Below are 22,768 nucleotides of genomic sequence, written 5' to 3'. Positions count from 1 at the left end.
CTTATAATCTTGCGGTCACTATTTTCTTCGGAAGAAAGCTTTTCACATCATAAATAATGGTCCGCGGACCAGATTTTAGCGTATCGAAATCCAAATCGGCAAACTCTTTATGTCCAACCGCAAGTACAATGGTTTCGTACCTGTCGGTTATTTCATCAATCAAATCAACATCGTAATACTTTTTAACTTCTTCCTTGTCGGCATAGGGATCGTATGTATCCACATCGAGTCCGAAACCTTCCAGTTCTTCAATAACATCGATGACCCTCGAATTTCTTACGTCCGGACAGTTTTCCTTGAAAGTTATCCCTAAAACCAAGGCTCTGGCATTTTTAACCGGAAGCTGGTCTTTCACCATCAATTTTACAATTTTATTGGCTATAAAAACGCCCATATCGTTGTTAATACGCCTTCCCGATAAAATCACCTGCGGATGATATCCCAAATGCTCAGCTTTATGGGTCAAGTAATACGGATCTACCCCGATGCAATGTCCGCCAACCAATCCCGGCCGGAATGGCAAAAAATTCCATTTGGTCCCTGCGGCTTCCAATACTTCAACGGTATCCACGCCAATCCTATCAAAAATAAGGGCTAGCTCGTTTACCAAGGAAATATTGATATCGCGCTGTGTGTTTTCAATAATCTTGGAGGCTTCGGCTACTTTTATGCTCGATGCCTTATGTGTTCCTGCTTCTATGATGGCTCCATATAGTTTATCGACTTCCTCGGCGATTTCCGGGGTACTTCCGGAAGTTACCTTCATAATGTTCCTAAGCCTTCTTTGTTTATCGCCCGGGTTGATACGTTCCGGGGAATATCCGCAGAAAAAATCCTTGTTAAAAGTTAATCCACTTGAAGATTCCAATACAGGCACACAATCTTCTTCGGTACATCCGGGATAGGTAGTGGATTCGTACACGACTATATCACCTTTTTTAAGGTGATTCCCTACAGTGGTGCTCGCAGAAATTAAGGGGCGCAAATCCGGCTGTTTAAAATCATCCACAGGGGTCGGTACAGTAATTATGTATACATTGCAATCGGTTAGATCGTTTTCATCTGAACTGAACACCAAACTTTCTGCTATTTGTAGCTCGTCATTATTTACTTCATCGGTTACATCCTTTCCCTGTTTAAGCTCGGAAACCCTTTTTTGATTGATATCAAAACCGATTACCGAAAAACCTTTAATGGCAAATTCAACGGCCAAGGGCAACCCTACATACCCAAGACCTACTATGGCAATTTTATATTTTTCTTTCATGTATGTAAATTCAACTTTTGAAAATTTTATTTTGAAACCTTATTATGTAAATACGGTTGTTGTACCCAATTTAGTTGATAAAGGATCCGTATTTTTCAATAATACGTAAAAATAGGTTTTCTAAACGAAATTCATGAAAGTGTTAACAAAAGCTTTGGGCTTTCTATAAAAGAAAAGAACAGAAAAGTATGGGAATCCCTCATAAACTTTTCTGCTCTTTCATTGTTTTATACAATCAAGCTAAACACTTGATAATCTTCATAACTTACACAATCATCCCGGCGGCTACGGTCTGGTTGGTTGCTGGGTCGATTAAAATCAAACTTCCCGTCATCCGATTTTCCCTATAAGAATCGAACAGCAATGGTTTGGTCGTGCGCAGTTTTACCTTGCAAATATCATTCATCCCCATTTCTTTGTCTTCACTACTCCTTCCAAGGGTATTGATGTCGATTTTATAGATAATTTCTTTTACCATGGCCATTTGTTCATTGGATGTATGGCGTACCACATATTTGGTTCTTGGCTTAGCGGCTTCATTGTTCAACCAACATAGCATTACTTCCAGATCCTGTGAGGATTCCGGTTTGTTTTTGGTACGCACGATCATATCGCCACGGCTGATATCAATATCGTCTTCCAAAGTAATGGAAACAGACATAGGGGCATAGGCCTCGTTTACTTCTTCTTCAAAGGTGTCGATCGATTTTATCTTGGAAGTAAACCCGGAAGGCATGACCGTAATCTCATCCCCTTTTCTAAAAATCCCGCTTGATATTCTCCCTGCATACCCCCTATAATCCCTATGTTCTTCATTTTGTGGGCGGAGTACGGTTTGCACCGGAAAACGGGCATCCACTTTGTTGATATCACTGCTGATATGCATGGTTTCCAAGGTATGTAACAAAGGGGCCCCCTGATACCATTCCATATTTGCCGAACGTTTTACTACGTTATCTCCCAATAAAGCACTGATAGGAATAAAACGCACGTCTTTTACCAATAATTTTGAAGAAAACTCTTCGAATTGCGATATGATATCATTATATACTTCTTCTTTAAAATCAACCAAATCCATTTTATTGATGCATACAATAATATGGGGTATTTGAAGCAATGAAGCAATAAAGGCATGTCGCTTGGTCTGTTCAATAACCCCATGGCGTGCATCTACCAATATAATGGCCGCATTGGCGGTGGAGGCCCCCGTAATCATGTTCCGGGTGTATTGAATATGCCCCGGTGTATCGGCTATAATAAATTTCCGTTTCGGAGTGGTAAAATAACGATAGGCCACATCAATGGTAATCCCTTGCTCCCTTTCATCTCGAAGGCCGTCGGTAAAGAGCGCTAGGTCCACGCCTTCATGTCCTTTCTTTTTACTGGTGTTTTCAATAGCCTCCAACTGATCCTCAAAAATAGATTTGGAATCGAACAATAACCTTCCTATCAAGGTGCTTTTCCCATCATCTACACTTCCGGCAGTGGTAAATCTTAATAATTGATTGTTATCTATCTGCATTTTTTCTCTTTAAATCTAATCTTAAAAATATCCCTGTCTTTTTCTATCCTCCATGGCTGTTTCAGAACGCTTATCATCCGAACGGTTTCCCCGTTCGGTTTGCCGCATTGCCGAAACCTCCTGTGCTATTTTGGAAACGGTATCAGCTTCGCTTTCAATCCCTCCGGTAATGGTTATATCCCCAAGTGTCCTAAAACGGATCTTTTTGGTTACTACTTCCTCGTCTTCTTCCAATTGTAAAAATTCGGAATATGGAATCCATGAATTGCTTCTCCAAACTACTTTACGCTCATGCGCAAAGTAGAGCGAAGGAATCTGTATGTTTTCACGATTAATGTAATTCCAAACATCCATTTCCGTCCAATTGCTTATCGGAAAAGCCCTAAAATGCTCCCCTTCAAAATGTTTTCCATTAAAAAGGTTCCAAAGTTCAGGACGCTGATTTTTTGGATCCCATTGCCCAAAATCGTCCCTATGTGAAAAGAAACGCTCTTTTGCCCTTGCTTTTTCTTCATCACGTCGGCCTCCACCAATTGCACAATCAACTTTGTTGTCCTCAATGGCATCGAGCAATGTAGTAATCTGTAGTGCATTCCTGGTAGCGTTTTTACCTTTTTCCTCGGCAACGCGCCCTTGATCAATGGACTCCTGAACGGAACCTACAATTAAACGTACGCCCAAACTCTCTATTAAATCATCCCTAAATTTAATGGTTTCAGGAAAATTATGACCGGTATCCACATGCATCAGTGCAAATGGGATTTTTGCCGGATAAAAGGCCTTTTTTGCCAAATGTGTTACTACAATGGAATCCTTCCCACCGGAAAATAAAATAACCGGATTGTCAAACTGTGCCCAAACTTCACGCAGTACATATATGGCCTCCGATTCTAACTCGTCTAAATAATTTAAATAATACTTACTCATTCTTAATTGAGTTCTAACTTATCCTTAATTTCTATATATATTTTTTCGACAGCTTCCTGTATACTGTCCTTTTCGGTAATTTCAACCGCTGGTTTCTCTGGTTTTTCATAAGGCGCGGACACACCCGTTAAACTGTCCAATGTTCCGCTTTTTGCCTTTTCATACAAGCCTTTTTGGTCTCGCTTTTCACAAATATCAATGCTCGTATTCACAAAAACTTCGACAAATATATTAGGTTTTATCGTCTTTTCTACATATTCTCTATCTTTTTTGTAGGGTGATACAAAACTTGCCAAAACCACGGCCCCGGATTCGAGCAACAGGCGGGCTGTCTCGGCTACTCTTCTAACATTCTCAGAACGATCTTTTTTACTGAAATCCAATCCTTTGCATAAACTACTCCTAATATTATCTCCATCCAATACCATTGTTTTTATTCCCCGGGAATGCAATTTTTGCTCCAGGGCATCGGCAATGGTAGATTTACCAGAACCAGACAATCCCGTAAACCAAACAAGCAAGGAATTGTGCCTGTTAAGTTTATTCCGGTCTTTTTGGGTAACCTTAAATTGATATGGAAATATATTTTTCTCCATTTATGTTGTACTATTGTTTCTTTTATCCAGTCCAAAATTTATTCTGTACCAGGTCCTTTCATGTAAATAATACAAGACCATCTTGGTAATCACTTCTGCAAAACCAATTTTGAGCCCGGTAAACGGGTCACCGGAGATAATCCATGCCAGCACCATAGTATCAATGGTTCCCAAAATCCTCCAGGTAACGGTCTTCAATAGATGCCGTTTTTTACTATCGGGGACATTGGCCTTAAACCATATACGCTCATGAAAATAATACAAAAACATTTTTGTCACTACTTCGGCCAGGCCTATTTTAAGCCCTGTAAATGGGTCTCCGGAAATAATCCAGGACAATGTAATTGTATCTATTGTCCCTACCAGGCGCCATGTTATAGCTTTGGCTATATGTCTCTTTCTGGTTTTATCTTGCATTTAATTTACAATAAATGACGGATTTATCAGCTCTTTTTTGTTATATCTTAACGGATCTTGGGTTTCTGCATTCAAAACCCGTAATCCAACGGCGCTACAAAGGGCATGTCCAGCAGCCGTATCCCATTCCATCGTAGGGGAATACCTTGGGTAGACTGTTGCTTTTCCTTCTGCCAACAGGCAAAATTTCAGCGAACTCCCAACGGATACCATTTCTACCTTTTTCGATCCCTTTTTTATAGCTGATATGATTCCTTTTGTTGCTGAAGACATATGCGACCTACTTCCAACGATCTTTATTATTGATGAATTTTTTTCGGGTCCCGATAATTCTTGACCACTAATGAAGAATTCTTCTGATGGATTATCAAGAATGGTTTTATATGCCTTCTCTTTTGGAACTATTCCATAATATAATGCTTTGGTCACCGGGACATATACGACCCCCAGTATTGGTTTTTGATTCTTTACCAAGGCTATGTTTACCGTAAATTCCCCATTTCTTTTTACAAACTCCTTGGTCCCATCCAGTGGGTCAACAATCCAGCATTGTTCCCAATGCTTCCTAATTTTATAGTCAATTATACTGTTTTCTTCGCTTATAATGGGAATTCCCGTAGTCGACAAAATTTGGGTGATAATTTTATTGGCTTGTTTATCTGCTTTGGTAATTGGGGAATTATCTGCTTTAAGGGAAACATCAAAATCAGCACCATTATAGACCTCCATGATATTCATGCCTGCCCGGACCGCTGCTTTAATAGCAATTTGTATTAATTTATTCTCTATATTCACTTGTTATATGCAGCTTTTTTTATAGGAATATCAAAAATAGCATAATTAAAAAGCACGGCAAGTTATATTTTACTATATGTTTTAGGACATCTGTTATATGCTTTGGCCGAAGTGTTTAATTATTGATGGATTGAATCTTTAAAATATTATCATATACCGGATATTGTTTTTGTTTCCAAATGCTGCCTAGAACGGCACATCATCGTCCCCACCGGAAAAATCATCATTCATGGAACTTCCAAAGGCCTCGTCGGCACTGGGAAGGTCTTTGGTGATAAATGGATTTTCTTCCCCTTTGTTCATTTTTGATTGGAATTCGAACGGGGAATCAAAATCATCGAGGTTGTCGAACTTACCGAGCTGCCCGATAAACTTGAGTCGGATGTTCTCCAAGCCCCCGTTACGGTGCTTTGCCACGATAAATTCTGCCTGTCCCTGTGTCGGGCTTCTTTCTTCATCGTCCCATTCCTCGATCTTGTAATATTCGGGCCGGTATATAAAAGACACAATATCGGCATCCTGTTCAATCGCCCCAGATTCACGAAGGTCGGACAAAAGCGGTCGCTTACTTCCGCCTCGGGTTTCCACGGCACGCGACAACTGGGAAAGTGCAATAACGGGCACGTCCAGCTCTTTTGCCAAAGCCTTTAGGTTTCTGGAAATGGTAGAAATCTCCTGTTCACGGTTCCCTCCTTTTTGACTTCCCCCGGCGGTCATTAATTGCAGGTAATCAATAATAATCATGCGAATTCCAAACTGAGAGGCCAATCGGCGTGCTTTTGCCCGAAGGTCGAAAATAGAAAGCGATGGGGTATCGTCAATAAAAAGTGGTGCTGTTTCAAGCGACTTCACCTTTACGTTGAGCTGTTCCCATTCGTGTTTTTCCAGTTTTCCGGTACGCAATTTTTCTGAAGACAGGCCGGTTTCAGAAGAAATCAGACGGGTAATCAACTGCACGGAAGACATTTCCAACGAAAAGAAAGCAACGGGGATATTGGAATTTACGGCAATATTTCTTGCCATGGAAAGGGTAAGGGCTGTTTTACCCATCCCCGGACGGGCCGCCACGATAATCAAATCACTGGGCTGCCAACCGGATGTTAGTTTATCCAATTTGTCAAACCCTGACGGGATTCCGCTGAGCCCTTCTTTATTGGAGATTTCTTCAATTTTCTTCTTTGCCTGGATTACCAAACTCTGAGCGGTTTCAGAAGATTTTTTTATGTTTCCTTGTGTTACTTCGTATAATTTGGCCTCGGCATTGTCCAAAAGGTCGAAAACATCGGTTCCTTCATCATAGGCATCTTCTATAATTTCACTTGAAATCTTTATAAGGCTGCGCTGGATAAACTTTTGTAAGATAATTCGGGAATGAAATTCAATATGTGCCGAAGAGGATACTTTTTTGGTGAGCTGGATAAGGTAAAAATCGCCTCCCACGGACTCCAGCCTTTTATTTTTCTTCAATTGGGCCGAAACTGTTAATAAGTCTATCGGCTCGGAGGTTTCAAACAACTGCACCACGGCCTCGTAAATATATTTATGGCCGTCTTTATAGAACGCATCGGGATGCAAAATGTCAATTACTTCATCCACCCCTTTTTTATCAATCATCATGGCCCCCAACACAGCTTCCTCTAAATCAATGGCTTGCGGAGGTATTTTACCTTTCTCCAGCTGGATGACATTTGATTTATCAACTTTAACTCCATGTATTGGGTTCACTTTTTCCATGAATGCGAATGTATATAATTGTAACCTGAAAAGCGGTTAAAAAGTATCTTTGGTTTTTAACTGGTCATCAACAATTTAACTGTTGATAACTTTTAATTCCTGTTAATAAAGGTAAAAAAAACCGAAGCAAAAACTTCGGTCTTAACATTAAGGTAACAAACACGGGGTTTTAATCTTTAAAGACCCCCATGTTGGCATATTTATCCATACGTTCTTTTACCAACTGGGCTGGGGATAACTTTTTTAACTCTTCATAAACCGAAGCAATTTGAGTTTCAACCGTTTTAAAAGTTGTTTCCCTATCGGAATGGGCACCGCCCAATGGTTCTTTAATAATATCGTCCACCAAGTGCAGTTTTTTCATGTCGGTAGCGGTTAATTTTAAAGCATCGGCAGCTTGTTCTTTATATTCCCAGCTCCTCCAGAGTATGGACGAGCACGACTCCGGTGAAATTACAGAATACCAAGTATTCTCCAACATCAGTACGCGGTCTCCTACTCCTATCCCCAAGGCACCGCCGGAAGCTCCTTCGCCAATAATAAGTACAATAATAGGCACTTTAAGGCGTGTCATTTCCAGAATATTCCTTGCAATGGCTTCTCCCTGCCCCCTTTCTTCGGCTTCAATTCCGGGATAGGCACCGGGAGTATCAATTAACGATACCACGGGAATACCAAATTTTTCGGCCATTTTCATCAATCGTAATGCCTTTCGGTATCCTTCGGGGTTGGCCATTCCAAAGTTCCTGTACTGCCTTGTTTTGGTATTGTACCCTTTTTGCTGGCCGATGAACATATAGGTCTGATCGCCTATTTTGCCCAATCCGCCAATCATGGCCTTGTCGTCTTTTACGTTCCTGTCGCCGTGGAGCTCCAAAAACGTATTGCCACAAATAGCTTTGATATAATCAAGGGTATATGGCCTTGAAGGATGCCTTGACAATTGAACCCGCTGCCATGCAGTCAGGTTTTTATAGATGTCTCTTTTGGTCTTTTCTAATTTTTTATCCAATTGCTTGCAGGTATCGGAAACGTCGATATCGCTTTCCGATCCAAGAACTTTACACTTATCAAGCTGTTCTTCAAGCTCTTTAATTGGTAACTCAAAATCTAAATACTCCATGAGTTTTGTTTTGAAAATTTATTAGCGTACAAATATAAAACTTTATACTATTTAGCCTGCCCGATAGGCCGTTTTCTTTTTAACGAATTTTTTAAAATCCCGTTTACCACCACTGTCATAATTATTATTACGGCCCCGATATAAAAACCGTGGCTCATTTTTTCTGATGCCCCCAAAATTACAAAAGCCAGTACAATTCCGTACACAGGCTCCATGTTTATTGTTAACATAACGGTATATGGACTTATAAGCTTCATCACTTTTACCGAACCTATAAATGCATAGGCGGTACAGATGCTTGCCAAAAGTAACAAATACATCCAATCGGAAGCAGAAAGCTTGAAAAATTCAGCAGAAAAACTTCCGGAGAACAATAAATACAAAGTAATAAACCCTACACCACTGCCGAGCTCATAAAATGAAATAACCGATGGACGGTACTGTTTTGCCAGTTTTCCGTTGATTAATGAAAATGTAGCAGACAATAATGCCGAAATAAGCGCCAAGCCTATCCCGAGCATGTATTGGGTTTCTACATTGAAAATAATAAACAAACCGGCAATGACCACAAGTCCGAACACAATTTCGTACCAAATCATTTTCCGCTTGTAAAAAATAGGCTCCAGAACGGCCGTAAAAAAAGCGCCCGTTGAAATGGTGGCCAAAGTTACGGATACATTGGAGACTTTTATTGCCTTAAAAAAGGTAATCCAGTGCAGGGCAATGACCAAACCAGCAATAAGCATGGTAATAATTGCTTTTTTGGGTACTTTTAAAGTGAACTTGTTAAGAGCCACGTACAGCCATACAAAAAAGGAGGCCAACAGCATCCTGAACCAAACCAACGGAATAGCGTCTATGGTTATGAGCGCGCCGAGCACTGCGGTAAACCCCCAAATAAATACTATAAAATGTAAATGGAGATAGTTTTTTAATTTATCGTTTAGCATTGTTTAAGAGATAGATGGCCAAAACACCAAATAAAATATTAGGAATGGCAACGGCCAATAAAGGCGAAAAGTCCGATTGCTCGGCCATGGTGCCGAAAACCTTATCAAAAAAGATAAAAATAAAGGCCAGGGAAATCCCCACTGCCAAATTGACCCCCATACCGCCCCTTCGCTTCATGGAAGATACAGAAACGGCAATAATGGTTAATATAAATGCCGAAATAGGCAAGCTCCAGCGTTTGTATTTAACCACCAAATAGGTGTTGATGTTTGGCGCTCCCTTTTTGCGCTGCTCGTCAATAAACCTGTTCAGTTCGAATAAATTTTTGGTTTCGGCAACATAGGAAACCGGGGTAAGGTCGTCCAGATCGAAATCGAAAACCGTGTCCAGCCTGTTCTGCTTTTCAAGAATGTCATCGTTTTCGCCAACCCCCCGCTTTATATAACCACTTAAACGATAAATGCTGTCTTTGTCTATCCAGCGGATATTGCTCGCCTTGATTTTATATTTTAAGGTATTTCCATCGAAATGCTCCAAAGTGAAGTTGTACCCGATCTTTGTGCTTGGTGTAAAACTGCTCACATATATATATTCATCGTCGTTTATCTGGTTAAAGAGATTGGTGGTCTCGCGGCCCTTATCCCTTCCTCCTTTTAAATATTTTATCCTAAAGTCGTTATAACCTTCACTGGCTTCGGGCACTATAAACATGCCCATGATAAAGGAAAAGATAGCGATAATGGTTGCCCCTATAAAATAAGGCCGTAAAAACCTCCAAAAAGATATGCCCGAGCTTAAAATGGCTATAACTTCTGTATTATTGGCCAGTTTGGAAGTAAACCAAATAATGGACAAGAAAAGAAATATAGGAAACAAAAAGCTGGCAAAATAAAAGGTAAAATCGATATAATAAGAGATAATGGCAGCCGTTGGTGCCTCGTTATCTATCATTTTATCTACCTTTTCGGATACATCGACCATGATGCCTATCGGGATAAACAGCATAATCATCGTAAAAAAGGTAAGCAAGTACCTCTTTAATATATACCAATCTATTATTTTCACCTATTTTTTTATTTCTTTTTTTATTACATCCCGTTCACGAACAACTTTATGCTCAGTAATTACGCTTACAGCCGTTTGTCCATTTGCTTTACCATACCTTCTTTCCACCGGGAAAAATCTCCCGCTAATATATGTTTTCTAGCTTCACGAACCAACCATAAATAAAATCCTAGATTATGAATGGTGGCAATTTGCTTGCCTAGATATTCATTGGCGGCAAACAAGTGCCTTAGATATGCCTTTGTATAATAGGTATCTACATAGGTGATGCCCATATCATCAATAGGAGAAAAATCGTCTTCCCATTTTTTATTTTTTATGTTGATGGTACCATGTGCCGTAAAGAGCATTCCGTTCCTCGCATTTCTTGTTGGTATAACGCAGTCGAACATGTCAATCCCCAGGGCAATATTTTCCAAAATATTGATGGGTGTCCCTACCCCCATTAAATAGCGCGGCTTGTCTTCTGGCAAGATATTACAAACTACTTCGGTCATGGCATACATTTCTTCGGCAGGTTCCCCGACCGACAGGCCACCGATAGCATTTCCCTCGGCCCCGGCATTGGCAATATATTCTGCCGACTGCATCCTTAGGTCTTTATAAGTAGACCCTTGAACAATGGGGAAAAGCGCCTGCTCGTACCCGTATTTAGCGGGGGTTTCCTTAAAACGGTTTATACACCTGTCCAGCCAACGGTGTGTCATGTGCATGGAACGCTTGGCATAATTGTAATCGCATGGATATGGGGTGCACTCGTCAAAGGCCATGATAATATCGGCCCCGATGGTGCGCTGAATGTCCATAACGTTTTCTGGGGTAAAAACATGATAAGACCCATCAATATGACTTTTAAACTTTACGCCTTCCTCCTTGATTTTCCTGTTTGAAGACAAGGAATATACTTGGTACCCACCACTGTCGGTCAAAATATTCCTGTCCCAGTTCATGAACTTGTGCAATCCGCCTGCCGCTTCAAGAATGGGGGTTTTGGGGCGTAGGTATAAATGATAGGTATTCCCCAGGATAATATCCGGGTTGATATCTTCTTTTAACTCCCTTTGATGCACTCCTTTTACCGAGGCCACCGTTCCAACGGGCATAAAAATAGGGGTTTCAATGGTACCGTGCCCAGTTGTTATTTCCCCAGCCCTTGCCTTGCTACCGGCATCGGTTGTATGTAATTTAAAATCCATTTAATCAATTAGGTGCTGGTTGTTGGCCAAGCTTGGAAATGCTTCAGTTAAAAGTTATAACACCTCTTTCAACGGCCAATTACCATACAATTACTATGCTTACTTATCAATTTAAATCTGCAAAGATAATCAACAAAACAGCTTCAACTTCATAAATAACACTTAAAACCTTTACATTTAAAACAAATATGGCGAATATGTGTACAAAATTACTTTGCTGTGGATTTATAAAGGTTTATTTTTGTTATGATAATTAAATTTAACAATCACAAATGCCAGACACACAACAATTAAACAATTTGACTACCCAAGTAAGAAGGGATATTGTAAGGATGGTACACAACGTAAACTCCGGACATCCCGGCGGTTCTTTAGGTTGTACCGAATTTTTTGTAGCACTTTATAACGAAATCATGGATATTAAAACAGACTTCAATATGGATGGTATTGGAGAAGACCTGTTTTTCTTATCCAACGGACATATATCGCCGGTATTTTACAGCGTACTTGCCAGACGCGGTTATTTCCCGGTAAAAGAACTAAATACATTCCGTCTAATCGATTCACGCCTGCAAGGGCACCCTACAACGCACGAGGGCCTTCCAGGTATACGTGTGGCATCGGGGTCTTTAGGGCAGGGAATGTCTGTTGCCATTGGGGCGGCATTGGCAAAAAAACTGAACAAGGACAACCATACCATATTTAGCCTACACGGCGACGGTGAATTACAGGAAGGACAAAACTGGGAAGCCATTATGTATGCCGCCGGGAATAAAGTAGACAACCTTATTTCTACCATAGACCTTAACGGCCAACAAATAGACGGTGCCACCAAAGATGTACTTCCAATGGGGGATCTGAAAGCTAAATTTGAAGCTTTTGGTTGGGACGTCATGGAAATTGAAAAAGGAAACGACCTTGAAGCCGTAATTGCCGGACTAAAAGAAGCCAAAAGCAGGACCGGAAAAGGGAAACCGGTATGTATTTTACTGCACACCATTATGGGACATGGTGTAGATTTTATGATGGGTACGCACGCATGGCACGGGAAAGCCCCTAACGATGAACAATTAGAGAAAGCATTGGCACAAAATCCTGAAACGTTAGGAGATTACTAAACCATTGTTTGAAAACTGATTGTTAAACACAGAAATTAGAAAAATGAAAAAATACACATATACAGAAAAAATAGATACCCGAAGCGGTTTTGGAGCAGGATTAACAGAACTGGGACGTACCAACCCGAACGTAGTGGCACTTTGTGCAGATTTGGTAGGTTCGCTTAAAATGGCAGATTTTATCAAGGAAAACCCCGAACGTTTCTTCCAGGTAGGAATTGCTGAGGCCAATATGATGGGAATTGCCGCAGGTTTGACCATTGGTGGCAAAATACCTTTTACCGGTACTTTCGCCAATTTCTCGACCGGGCGCGTTTATGACCAGATACGGCAGTCTATTGCTTATTCTGATAAAAACGTAAAAATATGCGCTTCCCACGCAGGGCTTACCCTTGGTGAAGATGGGGCCACCCACCAGATTTTGGAAGATATCGGACTTATGAAGATGCTTCCCGGAATGACCGTTATCAATCCTTGCGATTTTAACCAGACAAAAGCTGCGACCATTGCCATTGCCGAACACCACGGGCCCGTTTACTTACGTTTTGGAAGGCCGGCCGTACCAAACTTTACGCCCGCTGACCAAAAATTTGAAATCGGAAAGGCCGTTAAAATTAACGACGGTACCGATGTAACCATTATTGCGACCGGACATTTGGTATGGGAAGCCATCTTGGCCGGTGAAGAATTGGCCAAACAAGGTATTTCTGCCGATATTCTTGACATACATACCATAAAACCTTTGGATGAAGATGCTATTTTAGCCTCTGTTGCCAAAACAGGTTGCGTGGTTACTGCTGAAGAACATAACTATCTTGGCGGCCTTGGGGAAAGCGTTGCCAGAACACTTGCCGTTAACAATCCTACACCACAGGAATTTGTTGCAACACAAGATACTTTTGGAGAAAGTGGAACCCCCGCTCAATTGATGGATAAATACGGATTAAATAGTGAAGCAATTGTTAAAGCTGTTACAAAAGTGTTAAAAAGGAAATAAACTGGTCAACTTTTAGTTTATACTCCTGATTAACATCTTAAAAAATAACAACAATTATGAAAAAAACATTTTTAATAATCTGTTTATTAGCAGGTTTCACAAGTTTTGCACAATCTGGGTCCGGTTTTGGACTTAAAGGAGGTTTGAACTTTAACTCCAACGGAGATGCTTCCATAGGCAGTGACATAGGAAATATAGGGTCTGACTCTCAAGTTGGTTTTCACTTGGGCGCCTTCGGGAAATTAGATCTGGGAACACTTTATTTGCGACCCGAGTTGGTATATACCAAGACCAACTCTAAATATGAAGAAGGCGGATATGACAGTAAATTCAAAATGAGCAAACTGGATATGCCTCTTTTGGTCGGGTTGAATATAGTAGGACCTTTACATGTGTTCGCAGGGCCTTCTTTACAATATATCCTTGATACCGATTTGGAAGATGTAGAACTCGAAGATGTTGAAAACGACTTTACCGTTGGTGTCAACCTGGGAGTTGGCGTAAACCTTGGTGAAAAGTTGGGTGTTGGCCTACGTTACGAAAGAGGTTTTAGCGATAACGAAGCCGATTTTGCAGATATTCCGGAAGGAAGAATAGATACCAGGCCATCTCAACTTATTTTAAGTTTATCAGTTAAGCTTTAAAAAAAGGTTTTTAATATTTTTTCAAAAAGGTTGCTTTATGAGGCAGCCTTTTTTGTTTTCTATCTTTATGATGGCATTCTGGAGATTGATAATAATTTAGTTTATCCAAACTTTCGGATAACCTTATGGAAAATGCCATCAGACCATTGGCCCTTGGTTATGTATAGTAGAATATTATGTAAAGCAACTGGAGTTGCTACCTTTACTCGGACATAAAATTTAAGACTGTTTGTTATAAAACAAATATCTTAGAAACATGAAAAAACGATATTACAGTCCTGAATTAAAAGAACAAGTTGTTCGCTTAAGTTATCAGCTAGAAAATTATTGTTAATAAAGAAAGCCAAACATCCATAACGGAATCTTGTTCTGGGAACCATACAAAATATCGTCGGCTACTATGTATGCGTTCTCCACCAATCGGATTTGTTTTTGGTTCTTTCCCTTGCTCCCTATTTCAAAAGTAAATCTGTCATCCACCATAAAATCTCCCTGTTCTGTATATCCAAGTGTATGCCTGTAGGCCAATTGGTTAGAAAAAAAGGTTTCCCGTAGATTCCCTTTATTGGCATTTTCCCGTGCCAGCAAATAGATTAGGTTGGTATTATCCAAGTATATTTTGGAAGGTTTCTGTAGCTTACTGATGCCTTGGGTATTTTTAAACAGGTTTTGTGTCAATCCAATTTCATCTAGATAATGCAGATATGACAATAAAGTGGCCCGGTTGATACCGATTTTATCGCTCAATTTGCTGACATTGGGAACAAAGGGAACCGATTCGGCTATGATCACCAATAGCTGTTTTATCTTGGCCACATAGGCCAGTTCTACATGCCGTAATAACGGTAGTTCAATTTCCAGAATCATATTGACCACTTCTCCCAGGCGCATTTCATATAGATCGGACTGTTCCAAATAGAAAGGATAATAGCCATGTTTAAGGTATGGCTTAAAATATTGGAACGGCTTTATCATTTCATTGATCCTTTGCGCTTCTTCTAAATGGTTTTCCATGATTTGATTCAGATATAACTTATCAAAGACCGCTCCTGTCTCCACCCCTATATACTCCCGAAAGGAAAACCCCTGCATGGTGTACACCACAGCCCTTCGACTTAGGTCGGCACGGGCATTCAGTATTTCCATAAGCAATGACCCCGTAAAAACAATTTTCAATTCCGGATAACTATCATAGATATTTTTCAATTCTTGTGCCCATCCGGGATATTTGTGGACTTCATCCAAAAAGAGGTATTTCCCTCCTTGGCGTTCAAAATCACGTACCAAGGAAATCAGAGAATGGTTGTTAAACCAGATATCATCCAAGCTTACGTATAAGGTACGGTTCAGTTCTCCGCCAAGATGTAATTTGATATATTGCAGTAAAAGAGTGGTCTTTCCAATACCTCGTGCTCCTTTGATTCCTATAAGCCGTGCCTTCCAATTGATCTCTTCCATCACCGATCTGACAAAATTAAGGGAAGTGTGTTTTAATTTTTGCTGAAACTGTTCAAATAAAAAATCCATTTTGTTAGTTGTGATATACAAAAATAGCAATTATTTGTTTGTTCTAATAAGCAAAGATAAAATATAAAAGAATTTATTTTTCGCCACCTATTGATATGACCTATGGAGAACTATGATTCACCCCAAAAATCAGACAGTAGGTTAAGTTAGAAATTTTTTAATTTAAATTTACTGTATCATGAGTAGAAGAAAGCACAAACTATGTGTCTATATAGAAGAGTAAACATCACAATCATAGTTTAATGATGTTGTGGTATGCATGGTTAAAGAAAAAAAGCCTCCAAGACAAATAAGTCTTGAAGGCTTCGGGTAATTATCCAAATTATTGGATAAAGTTGCTAACCACTATTTTAAATTACGAACATTATTAGGGTTCTCGTTTAATTCCACCCGCCACCAAGGGCACGGTAAACATCGACCATGGCATTCATCTGCTGCATTTTGGTCTCTACCAGTTCAAATTTGGATTCAAGTGCGTCGCGTTGCGTCATCAATACTTCCATATAATCTGCCCTTGCCGATTTAAAAAGTACGTTGGATATTTCAATGGATTTTGTAAGCGCCGCTACTTCCTGTGATTTAAGGTCATAACTCTTTTCTAGATTATCAATCTTGGCCAACTGGTTTGCAACTTCTACATAGGCATTCAATATGGTCTTTTCATAATTATAAACCGCCTGTATCTGTTTGGCATTGGCATTGTAATATGTGGCCTTAATTTCGCTCCTGTTGATCAAAGGGGCCGTTATGTCTCCGGCCAAAGAATAAAGCAGGGATTCGGGTGCCGTGAACAAATACTTGGGATTAAAGGCCTGAAAACCTATTCCCGCTGAAATATCAAGCGATGGATAAAACCTTTTTTTGGCCACTTTTACATCCAGCTTGGAGGCTGCAAGTTCCAGCTCGGCCGCTTTTACATCCGGACGGTTTTCCAACAATTGCGACGGAACCCCCGTACTAATGGATTTCATTGCCAAATCGTTAAAAGCAACCGGGTTTCTCTCAATGTGCTGTGGGTACCTACCGGCCAGAAAATTGATTTTATTTTCGGTTTCCGTTATTTTTTGCTGGATATCGTACTGAAGGCTCTTGGTCTTTAACACCTCTGCTTCAAACTTACGAACGGCCAACTCGGTAACACGGGCAGCCTGTTTTTGCAGCTTTACGATTTTGAGCGCATTGGTTTGGATTTCCACGTTTTTGTTCACAATATCCAACTGATTATCGAGTGCCAATAATTCGTAATACGAGTTGGCAATCTCAGCAATCAGGTTGGTCATCACAAAGTTTTTGCCCTCTACGGTAGATAGGTACCTGCTCACGGCGGCTTTTTTTGCATCGTGAAGCTTTCCCCAGATATCAACTTCCCAGGAAGCAAAAGCCCCTACCATAAAATCCGGTAGCGGCTCAGGCATTTCTTCCCCGGGTCTGATGTCGGTGGTAGCTTCGCTAGCACCCTGACTGGTATATCTTGCTTTTTTGTCAAATCCAGCGGCACCGGTCAACCCTATAAAAGGCAGGTACTCCCCTTTTTTGGCCCTGATTTCGTTTCTGGCTATCTCAATTTCCTGTAAGGTAATATTGAGTTCCTGATTGTTTTTCAGTGCCACGTCGATAATCGTGTCCAGATAAGGATCTGTAAAATACTCGCTCCACTTTATCCGGGCCGTATTTAAGCTATCGCCCGACTGGTTTTTATACTGATCGGGAACCACCGTTGTATCTTCCTGTACAGTATCCAAGGTCGGTGCACAGGAATAGAGGGTCGCTATTGCAAAAATCCCCACCCAATATGCCTTTTTACACTGTAACATAGTTCGTGTTTTTTTATTCATCGTCTGATTTTTTCATTAATTTTTTCAAAAGCTTGTTTATTTTTCGAAGGCTGGCTTTCATTTTACTGTCACCTTCGGTCATTCTCATGAACTCCTCTGAAACAGGCTCTGTGTTTTCATCTTTAATGAGATCGCGACCATCCGACATTTTTGCAAACACGAAATATAATCCCGGAATAACCATTACCCCTAGGATGGTCCCTATAAGCATTCCGCCGAGGGCAGATCCGCCAATGGTCCTGTTCCCTATTGCACCTGCTCCCGTTGCAATAACCAATGGTATCAATCCGGCAATAAATGCAAAGGACGTCATTAAAATAGGCCTGAACCTTACTTTGGCGCCTTCAACGGCCGCATCTATTATGGAAGCTCCCTGTCTGCGCTTTTGAACGGCAAATTCTACAATTAATACCGCATTTTTCCCCAAGAGGCCGACAAGCATAATAACACCGATCTGTGCATACACATCGTTTGAAAGCCCCATGAGCTTAAGCAACAGGAAGGAACCAAATACCCCGACCGGTAAGGAAAGGATAACGGCCAACGGTAATAGGAAACTTTCGTATTGTGCCGCAAGTACCAGGTATACAAATATCAATACCACGGCAAAAATATAAATGGATTCGTTTCCTCTGGAAGCTTCATCATATGAAAGGCCTTCCCAAGCAATATCGTAACCTCTTGGAAGGGTTTCGGCCGCTACTTCCTTAATGGCATTAATGGCATCCCCAGAGGTATACCCCTTGGCCGGAAGCCCTCTAATGGCGGCAGAATTATAAAGGTTATATCTTGTGATTTCATTAGGCCCCAATTTCTTTTCCATGGTCATAAAAGAAGAATAAGGAACCATTTCGCCTTCTTCATTTTTAACATAGAGTTTTTCCAGGTCGGATGGCATCCCCCTATATTCTGGTGCTGCCTGGGTATACACTTTAAAGAACCTACCGTATTTAATAAACCCTTGTTCGTAGGTACTACCAATTAGAATATTTAGGTTTTCCATGGCTTTTCCTATGGAAACCCCTTTTTGCATGGCGGCCTTGTTATTAATTTTTAGTTCGTACTGCGGATAATTGGCTGCAAAAAAGGTGAACAGCCCCGTAATTTCTGGACGCTTGCGAAGGGCATCCATAAAATCGTTGTTTACCTTCTCAAACTCATGAAAATCGGTTGAACTAGTTTTATCCAGCAAACGCATGGAAAAACCTCCGGACGAACCAAAACCGGGCACTGCCGGCGGTTCGAAATATTCAATAACCGCACCAAGGTCTTTGGTTTCTTCTTCCAGCTCTTCCATAATTTCATGAACGCTATGCTCGCGCTCGGACCATGGCTTGAGGTTGATAAGGCAGGTTCCCGCATTAGATCCCCGACCTTCGGTCATGATCTCATATCCCGCCAGGGAAGAAACCGATTGTACCCCGTCCATTTCCTCGCAAATCTTCTGCAATTTACGGGCTACTTCATTGGTCCGCTCCAATGTTGCTCCCGGAGGGGTCTGAATAATTGCATAAATCATCCCTTGGTCTTCATTAGGGATAAATCCTGCCGGCAACACCTGATTGGTGAAAAATATCCCCACACAAAATGCTATTAACATTCCGAAGGTAATTACCCGCCGGTTAACTATTCGTTTAAGGACGTTTACATATTTTCCGGTAAGCCTGTCGAATTTACCATTAAACCAGTCTATGAATTTATCAACGGGCGATTTTCGCTTTGGCTTGCCATGATTGTTCTTCAACAACATCGCACAAAGTACCGGGGTAAGCGTAAGTGCCACGACCGCCGATAAAATAATGGCCCCTGCCATGGTAATGGAAAACTGGCGGTAAAATACCCCCACGGGCCCGGTCATAAACGAAATAGGTATAAACACCGAAACCATCACCAGGGTAATTGCCACAATGGCCCCTCCTATTTCGCCCAGTACCGCATATGATGCCTTGTATGGCGAAAGGTTCTCCTCTTCCATCTTAACGTGAACCCCTTCAACGACCACAATGGCATTATCTACCACAATACCAATGGCCAGTACCAGCGCAAAGAGCGTGATAAGGTTTATGGACAGTCCAAAGAGCTGCATGATAAAGAAGGTACCGATCAAGGATACGGGTACGGCAATAATCGGGATGATGGTAGACCGCCAATCCCCCAAAAACAGGAATACCACAATGGCCACCAAGATAAAGGCGTCGCGGAGGGTATGTATTACCTGCTCAATGGAAGCATCCAAGAAGTTGGATACATCATAACCAATTTGATAGTCTACCCCGGGCGGTAAATCTTCTTTGAGGTCTTTTAATTTTTCCTTTACGGCCTTAATAACATCGCTACCATTACTACCAAAAGTTTGTTTTAAGACAATGGAAGCGGACGGGTGCCCGTCCAGATTTGAGTAGATGTCAAAAAACTCACTTCCCAGTTCTACATCGGCGACATCCTTTAATTTTAAAATCTCTCCGTCTTTATTGGCCCTAATGATGATATTTTTATAATCTTCCGGTTCGTTATACCTTCCTTTGTATACCAGTACATATTCCAGGGCCTGTGCTTTTTTGCCCGAGCTCCTACCCAGACGCCCCGGTCTGGCTATAATGCTCTGTTCGTCCATTGCTTCCAATACTTCTTCGGCAGAGACTTTGTATGCCCTCATCCGGTCCGGTTTCAACCAAACCCTCATGGCATACTTACGGCTCCCCAGTATTTTGGCACTAGCTATACCTTTAATACGCTGTATTTCGGGTACAATTTTGGTATATGCATAATTATAAAGGAACTTTTCGTCGTTGTTTTTTTCCTTACTGAACAGGTTTACGTACATTAACATACTTGGCTGTACGGGGGTGATAACCACCCCTTCCCGCTGTACCAGTTCCGGCAACAGGGGCATTACCTGATCGACACGGGTCTTAACCCTTACCACCGCTTGGTTGGGGTCGGTTCCGGGTTCAAAAATAATACGCATGGTCCCTTCCCCTGCACTGGTAGCATCAGAAGCTATGTAACGCATTCCCTGAACCCCGTTGATGGAGGTTTCCAAAGGAATTAAGGTCGATTTTACCAACACATCCGCACTTGCCCCCGGATATGCTATAAAAACATTGACCGTGGTCGGTGCTATCTGTGGAAATTGAGAGATCGGCAATTGTTTTATGGCCAGTAAGCCCACAAATACAATAACCACCGATATGACAATGGCCAATACCGGTCTTTTTATAAATTTACTAAACATTTGTTGTAATATTATGGGTTAACTTACTCTGCATACATATCCAAACTTGCCAATACCTTATCCGGTTTTTCAAGCTCGTAATCAATTTTTTCTCCATTTTTAACCATTCGTATACCTTCAAGCAATACTTTATCGTTTACAGACAACCCTTTGTCTACAATAAATAAATGTGGTAATTCTGCTTTTATGGATATTTCCCTTTGTTGAATTTTATTGTCCTTCCCTATGACAAAAACATATTTTTTGCTCAATACCTCAAAAGTTGCCTTTTGTGGTATTATAATGGCATCCTTGTATGGGACCTTCATTAAAATACTTCCAGTTTCGCCATGTCTCAAGAGTCCGTCGGGATTCGGGAAAGTTGCCCTAAAGGGGATGTTCCCCGTTTCGTTGTCAAAATCTGCTTCAATGGTCCCTACTTCACCCGTTTGCTTAAACAACTGGTTATTGGCCATCAATAAATTAACCTTTACCGGATTGTCCTTGCTCACCTTGGTCTTGTAATTAAGATATTCGGCCTCGGGCACATTGTAGTATACCCACATTTGGCTATTATCCGAAAGACTTGAAAGCAGTTCTCCTTCATCAACTAAACTTCCTTGTCGCACATGGAACCGGTCTATAATACCATCGAAGGGTGCACGGATCTCGGTAAACTGTAAATGTGCCTCGGCCAGCGCAAGTTCTGCCTTGGCCTTATCGTAAGTGGCCTTGGCCATGGCCAGTTCATTGGGGGCCACTACATCGCTATCGGCCAATTTCTTGGTGTTTTGATATTCGATTTCAGCAAAATTGGCCTCGGCACTGGCTTTTTGCTTTTCAGCTTCATAAATTTTGGGCATGATCTTAAACAGTAATTGGCCCTTTTTTACAAACTGGCCTTCGTCCACATATATCTTTTCCAGATAGCCCCTTTCCTGGGCACGTAGCTCGATATGCCTGATGGATTGTATCTGGCACACGTAATCATCTGTGATCAAGGTGTCCATTTTAATGGGATTGGTAACCAAATATTTGGTCTGGTCCTCGTTTCCTTTTTCCTTTTTAGAGGTACAGCCGGTATGCCACAACAAGGCACACAAGCCCATCACCATGAGAATTTTCTTCATAATAATTGCTTTTTTTAAAGCGTTACAATTTGTAAATATTTAATTAATAGGTATATAGAAATACTGTCACAAGCCTTTTTGGTCAATTTAAAAGGAATGCACGTATTAAAAATTGAAGATCGGGCAATTAATTATTTGCCCAATTTGAAAAATTTATAAATCAAATTCTGATTACACGGAATACGATATACCATCTAAAAGATGATAAATAAGAAGTCTGCTTATCTAGAAATGTAGTTTTTCTATTGTTGAGAAAAGCATATTTATAAGCATTCAGTTGCCATAAGGAAGTAAGGTAATCGGCAATTTCCGAATCCTTTTTAAAGGAAATCAATTCTTCCTCGGTAACCTCGCTCTCGGTAATTTCGATCTTATGGTCCCTTTTTTCCAGGCCGGGAGAAAACGACACTGCATTTGGATCGTGGGCATCCTGCAGTACACAATAATTGGTATGGGTAAAGTTTTCAAGGCTTCGGATAGAGGAATAAGCAACTGCATCCTGAGAAGAATGTGCATACAGCTGGCCAAAACCACTTATAAGGATAACGCACAGCGATATAAAAAATTTGAGTAGTAATTTCATATCCGGTGCCAAAACTAAAAAAAGTCGTTTATACAGACAAGCCATTCACCGTTAAATATTAGTAAAAATAAGCCTGATTTTTTATCATTTTATCACGCCAACGATTTCGTAAACAAAATAGGTTTAT

The 22,768-nt window shown here is 40.9% G+C and carries 19 protein-coding genes; 3 read left to right on the top strand and 16 right to left on the bottom strand.

The window, feature by feature from the left end; translation table 11 throughout:
* Position 1 precedes the first annotated feature (1 nt).
* The 11 genes from UXI14_RS09260 to tgt all read right to left on the bottom strand — a co-directional run bounded on the left by UXI14_RS09260 (position 2) and on the right by tgt (position 11,593).
* Complete coding sequence (locus UXI14_RS09260; RefSeq protein WP_335965899.1) at positions 2-1,267, bottom strand: nucleotide sugar dehydrogenase; 1,266 nt, start codon at positions 1,265-1,267, stop codon at positions 2-4.
* A gap of 265 nt (positions 1,268-1,532) precedes the next feature.
* Entirely contained in the window at positions 1,533-2,789 is a 1,257-nt protein-coding gene (gene cysN / locus UXI14_RS09255; protein WP_335965898.1) for a sulfate adenylyltransferase subunit CysN, read from the bottom strand.
* A 21-nt stretch (positions 2,790-2,810) separates the two neighbouring features.
* Complete coding sequence (gene cysD, locus UXI14_RS09250) at positions 2,811-3,716, bottom strand: sulfate adenylyltransferase subunit CysD (protein ID WP_277898514.1); 906 nt, start codon at positions 3,714-3,716, stop codon at positions 2,811-2,813.
* Between the two features lie 2 nt (positions 3,717-3,718).
* Entirely contained in the window at positions 3,719-4,312 is a 594-nt protein-coding gene (cysC, locus tag UXI14_RS09245; protein ID WP_335965897.1) for an adenylyl-sulfate kinase, read from the bottom strand.
* On the bottom strand, positions 4,313-4,729 hold the full coding sequence (locus tag UXI14_RS09240; RefSeq protein ID WP_277898512.1) for a DUF2061 domain-containing protein: 417 nt from the start codon (positions 4,727-4,729) through the stop codon (positions 4,313-4,315).
* Positions 4,730-5,524: a 3'(2'),5'-bisphosphate nucleotidase CysQ gene (gene cysQ, locus UXI14_RS09235; protein WP_335965896.1), complete on the bottom strand. Its 795-nt coding sequence runs from the start codon at positions 5,522-5,524 to the stop codon at positions 4,730-4,732.
* A 186-nt stretch (positions 5,525-5,710) separates the two neighbouring features.
* Positions 5,711-7,258 (bottom strand): replicative DNA helicase, encoded by a 1,548-nt coding sequence (gene dnaB, locus UXI14_RS09230; RefSeq protein ID WP_335965895.1) that lies wholly within the window; start codon positions 7,256-7,258, stop codon positions 5,711-5,713.
* Positions 7,259-7,427: 169 nt separating this feature from the next.
* Complete coding sequence (locus UXI14_RS09225; protein WP_277898509.1) at positions 7,428-8,381, bottom strand: acetyl-CoA carboxylase carboxyltransferase subunit alpha; 954 nt, start codon at positions 8,379-8,381, stop codon at positions 7,428-7,430.
* Between the two features lie 47 nt (positions 8,382-8,428).
* On the bottom strand, positions 8,429-9,331 hold the full coding sequence (locus tag UXI14_RS09220) for a DMT family transporter (protein ID WP_335965894.1): 903 nt from the start codon (positions 9,329-9,331) through the stop codon (positions 8,429-8,431).
* Positions 9,318-10,397 carry an LptF/LptG family permease gene (locus UXI14_RS09215; RefSeq protein WP_335965893.1) on the bottom strand — a complete coding sequence of 360 codons (1,080 nt, stop codon included), beginning with the start codon at positions 10,395-10,397 and terminating at the stop codon, positions 9,318-9,320. Before UXI14_RS09215 ends, UXI14_RS09220 begins: the two co-directional genes overlap by 14 nt.
* A 65-nt stretch (positions 10,398-10,462) precedes the next feature.
* The gene (gene tgt / locus UXI14_RS09210) at positions 10,463-11,593 is read right to left on the bottom strand and encodes a tRNA guanosine(34) transglycosylase Tgt (protein WP_335965892.1); all 1,131 of its coding nucleotides are present in this window, start codon (positions 11,591-11,593) and stop codon (positions 10,463-10,465) included.
* A gap of 272 nt (positions 11,594-11,865) precedes the next feature.
* On the opposite strand from tgt, the gene UXI14_RS09205 reads away from it, so the two are divergent.
* Genes UXI14_RS09205 through UXI14_RS09195 form a run of 3 tightly spaced genes read left to right on the top strand, consistent with a single transcriptional unit; the run spans position 11,866 to position 14,352 of the window.
* The gene (locus UXI14_RS09205; protein WP_277898505.1) at positions 11,866-12,711 is read left to right on the top strand and encodes a transketolase; all 846 of its coding nucleotides are present in this window, start codon (positions 11,866-11,868) and stop codon (positions 12,709-12,711) included.
* Positions 12,712-12,754: 43 nt separating this feature from the next.
* Positions 12,755-13,708: a transketolase C-terminal domain-containing protein gene (locus UXI14_RS09200; RefSeq protein WP_277898504.1), complete on the top strand. Its 954-nt coding sequence runs from the start codon at positions 12,755-12,757 to the stop codon at positions 13,706-13,708.
* A 56-nt stretch (positions 13,709-13,764) separates the two neighbouring features.
* Positions 13,765-14,352 carry a porin family protein gene (locus UXI14_RS09195; protein ID WP_335965891.1) on the top strand — a complete coding sequence of 196 codons (588 nt, stop codon included), beginning with the start codon at positions 13,765-13,767 and terminating at the stop codon, positions 14,350-14,352.
* Between the two features lie 330 nt (positions 14,353-14,682).
* Here UXI14_RS09195 and UXI14_RS09190 read toward each other — a convergent pair whose 3' ends face one another.
* From UXI14_RS09190 to UXI14_RS09170, 5 genes are all read right to left on the bottom strand, one after another.
* A complete protein-coding gene (locus UXI14_RS09190; RefSeq protein WP_335965890.1) occupies positions 14,683-15,879 on the bottom strand; it encodes an AAA family ATPase in 1,197 nt (398 codons plus the stop codon).
* 380 nt (positions 15,880-16,259) lie between these two features.
* Entirely contained in the window at positions 16,260-17,693 is a 1,434-nt protein-coding gene (locus UXI14_RS09185; RefSeq protein WP_335965889.1) for a TolC family protein, read from the bottom strand.
* Between the two features lie 13 nt (positions 17,694-17,706).
* Entirely contained in the window at positions 17,707-20,949 is a 3,243-nt protein-coding gene (locus UXI14_RS09180) for an efflux RND transporter permease subunit (protein WP_335965888.1), read from the bottom strand.
* Between the two features lie 23 nt (positions 20,950-20,972).
* Positions 20,973-22,058: an efflux RND transporter periplasmic adaptor subunit gene (locus UXI14_RS09175; RefSeq protein WP_335965887.1), complete on the bottom strand. Its 1,086-nt coding sequence runs from the start codon at positions 22,056-22,058 to the stop codon at positions 20,973-20,975.
* 160 nt (positions 22,059-22,218) lie between these two features.
* Positions 22,219-22,641: a hypothetical protein gene (locus UXI14_RS09170; protein ID WP_277898488.1), complete on the bottom strand. Its 423-nt coding sequence runs from the start codon at positions 22,639-22,641 to the stop codon at positions 22,219-22,221.
* Positions 22,642-22,768: the final 127 nt, after the last annotated feature.

This window comes from Galbibacter sp. PAP.153, from assembly GCF_037029175.1.
Taxonomy (GTDB): Bacteria; Bacteroidota; Bacteroidia; order Flavobacteriales; family Flavobacteriaceae; genus Galbibacter; species Galbibacter pacificus.
The sequence above is the reverse complement of the archived record's forward strand: the minus strand, read 5'-3'. Positions and strand labels throughout refer to the sequence as shown.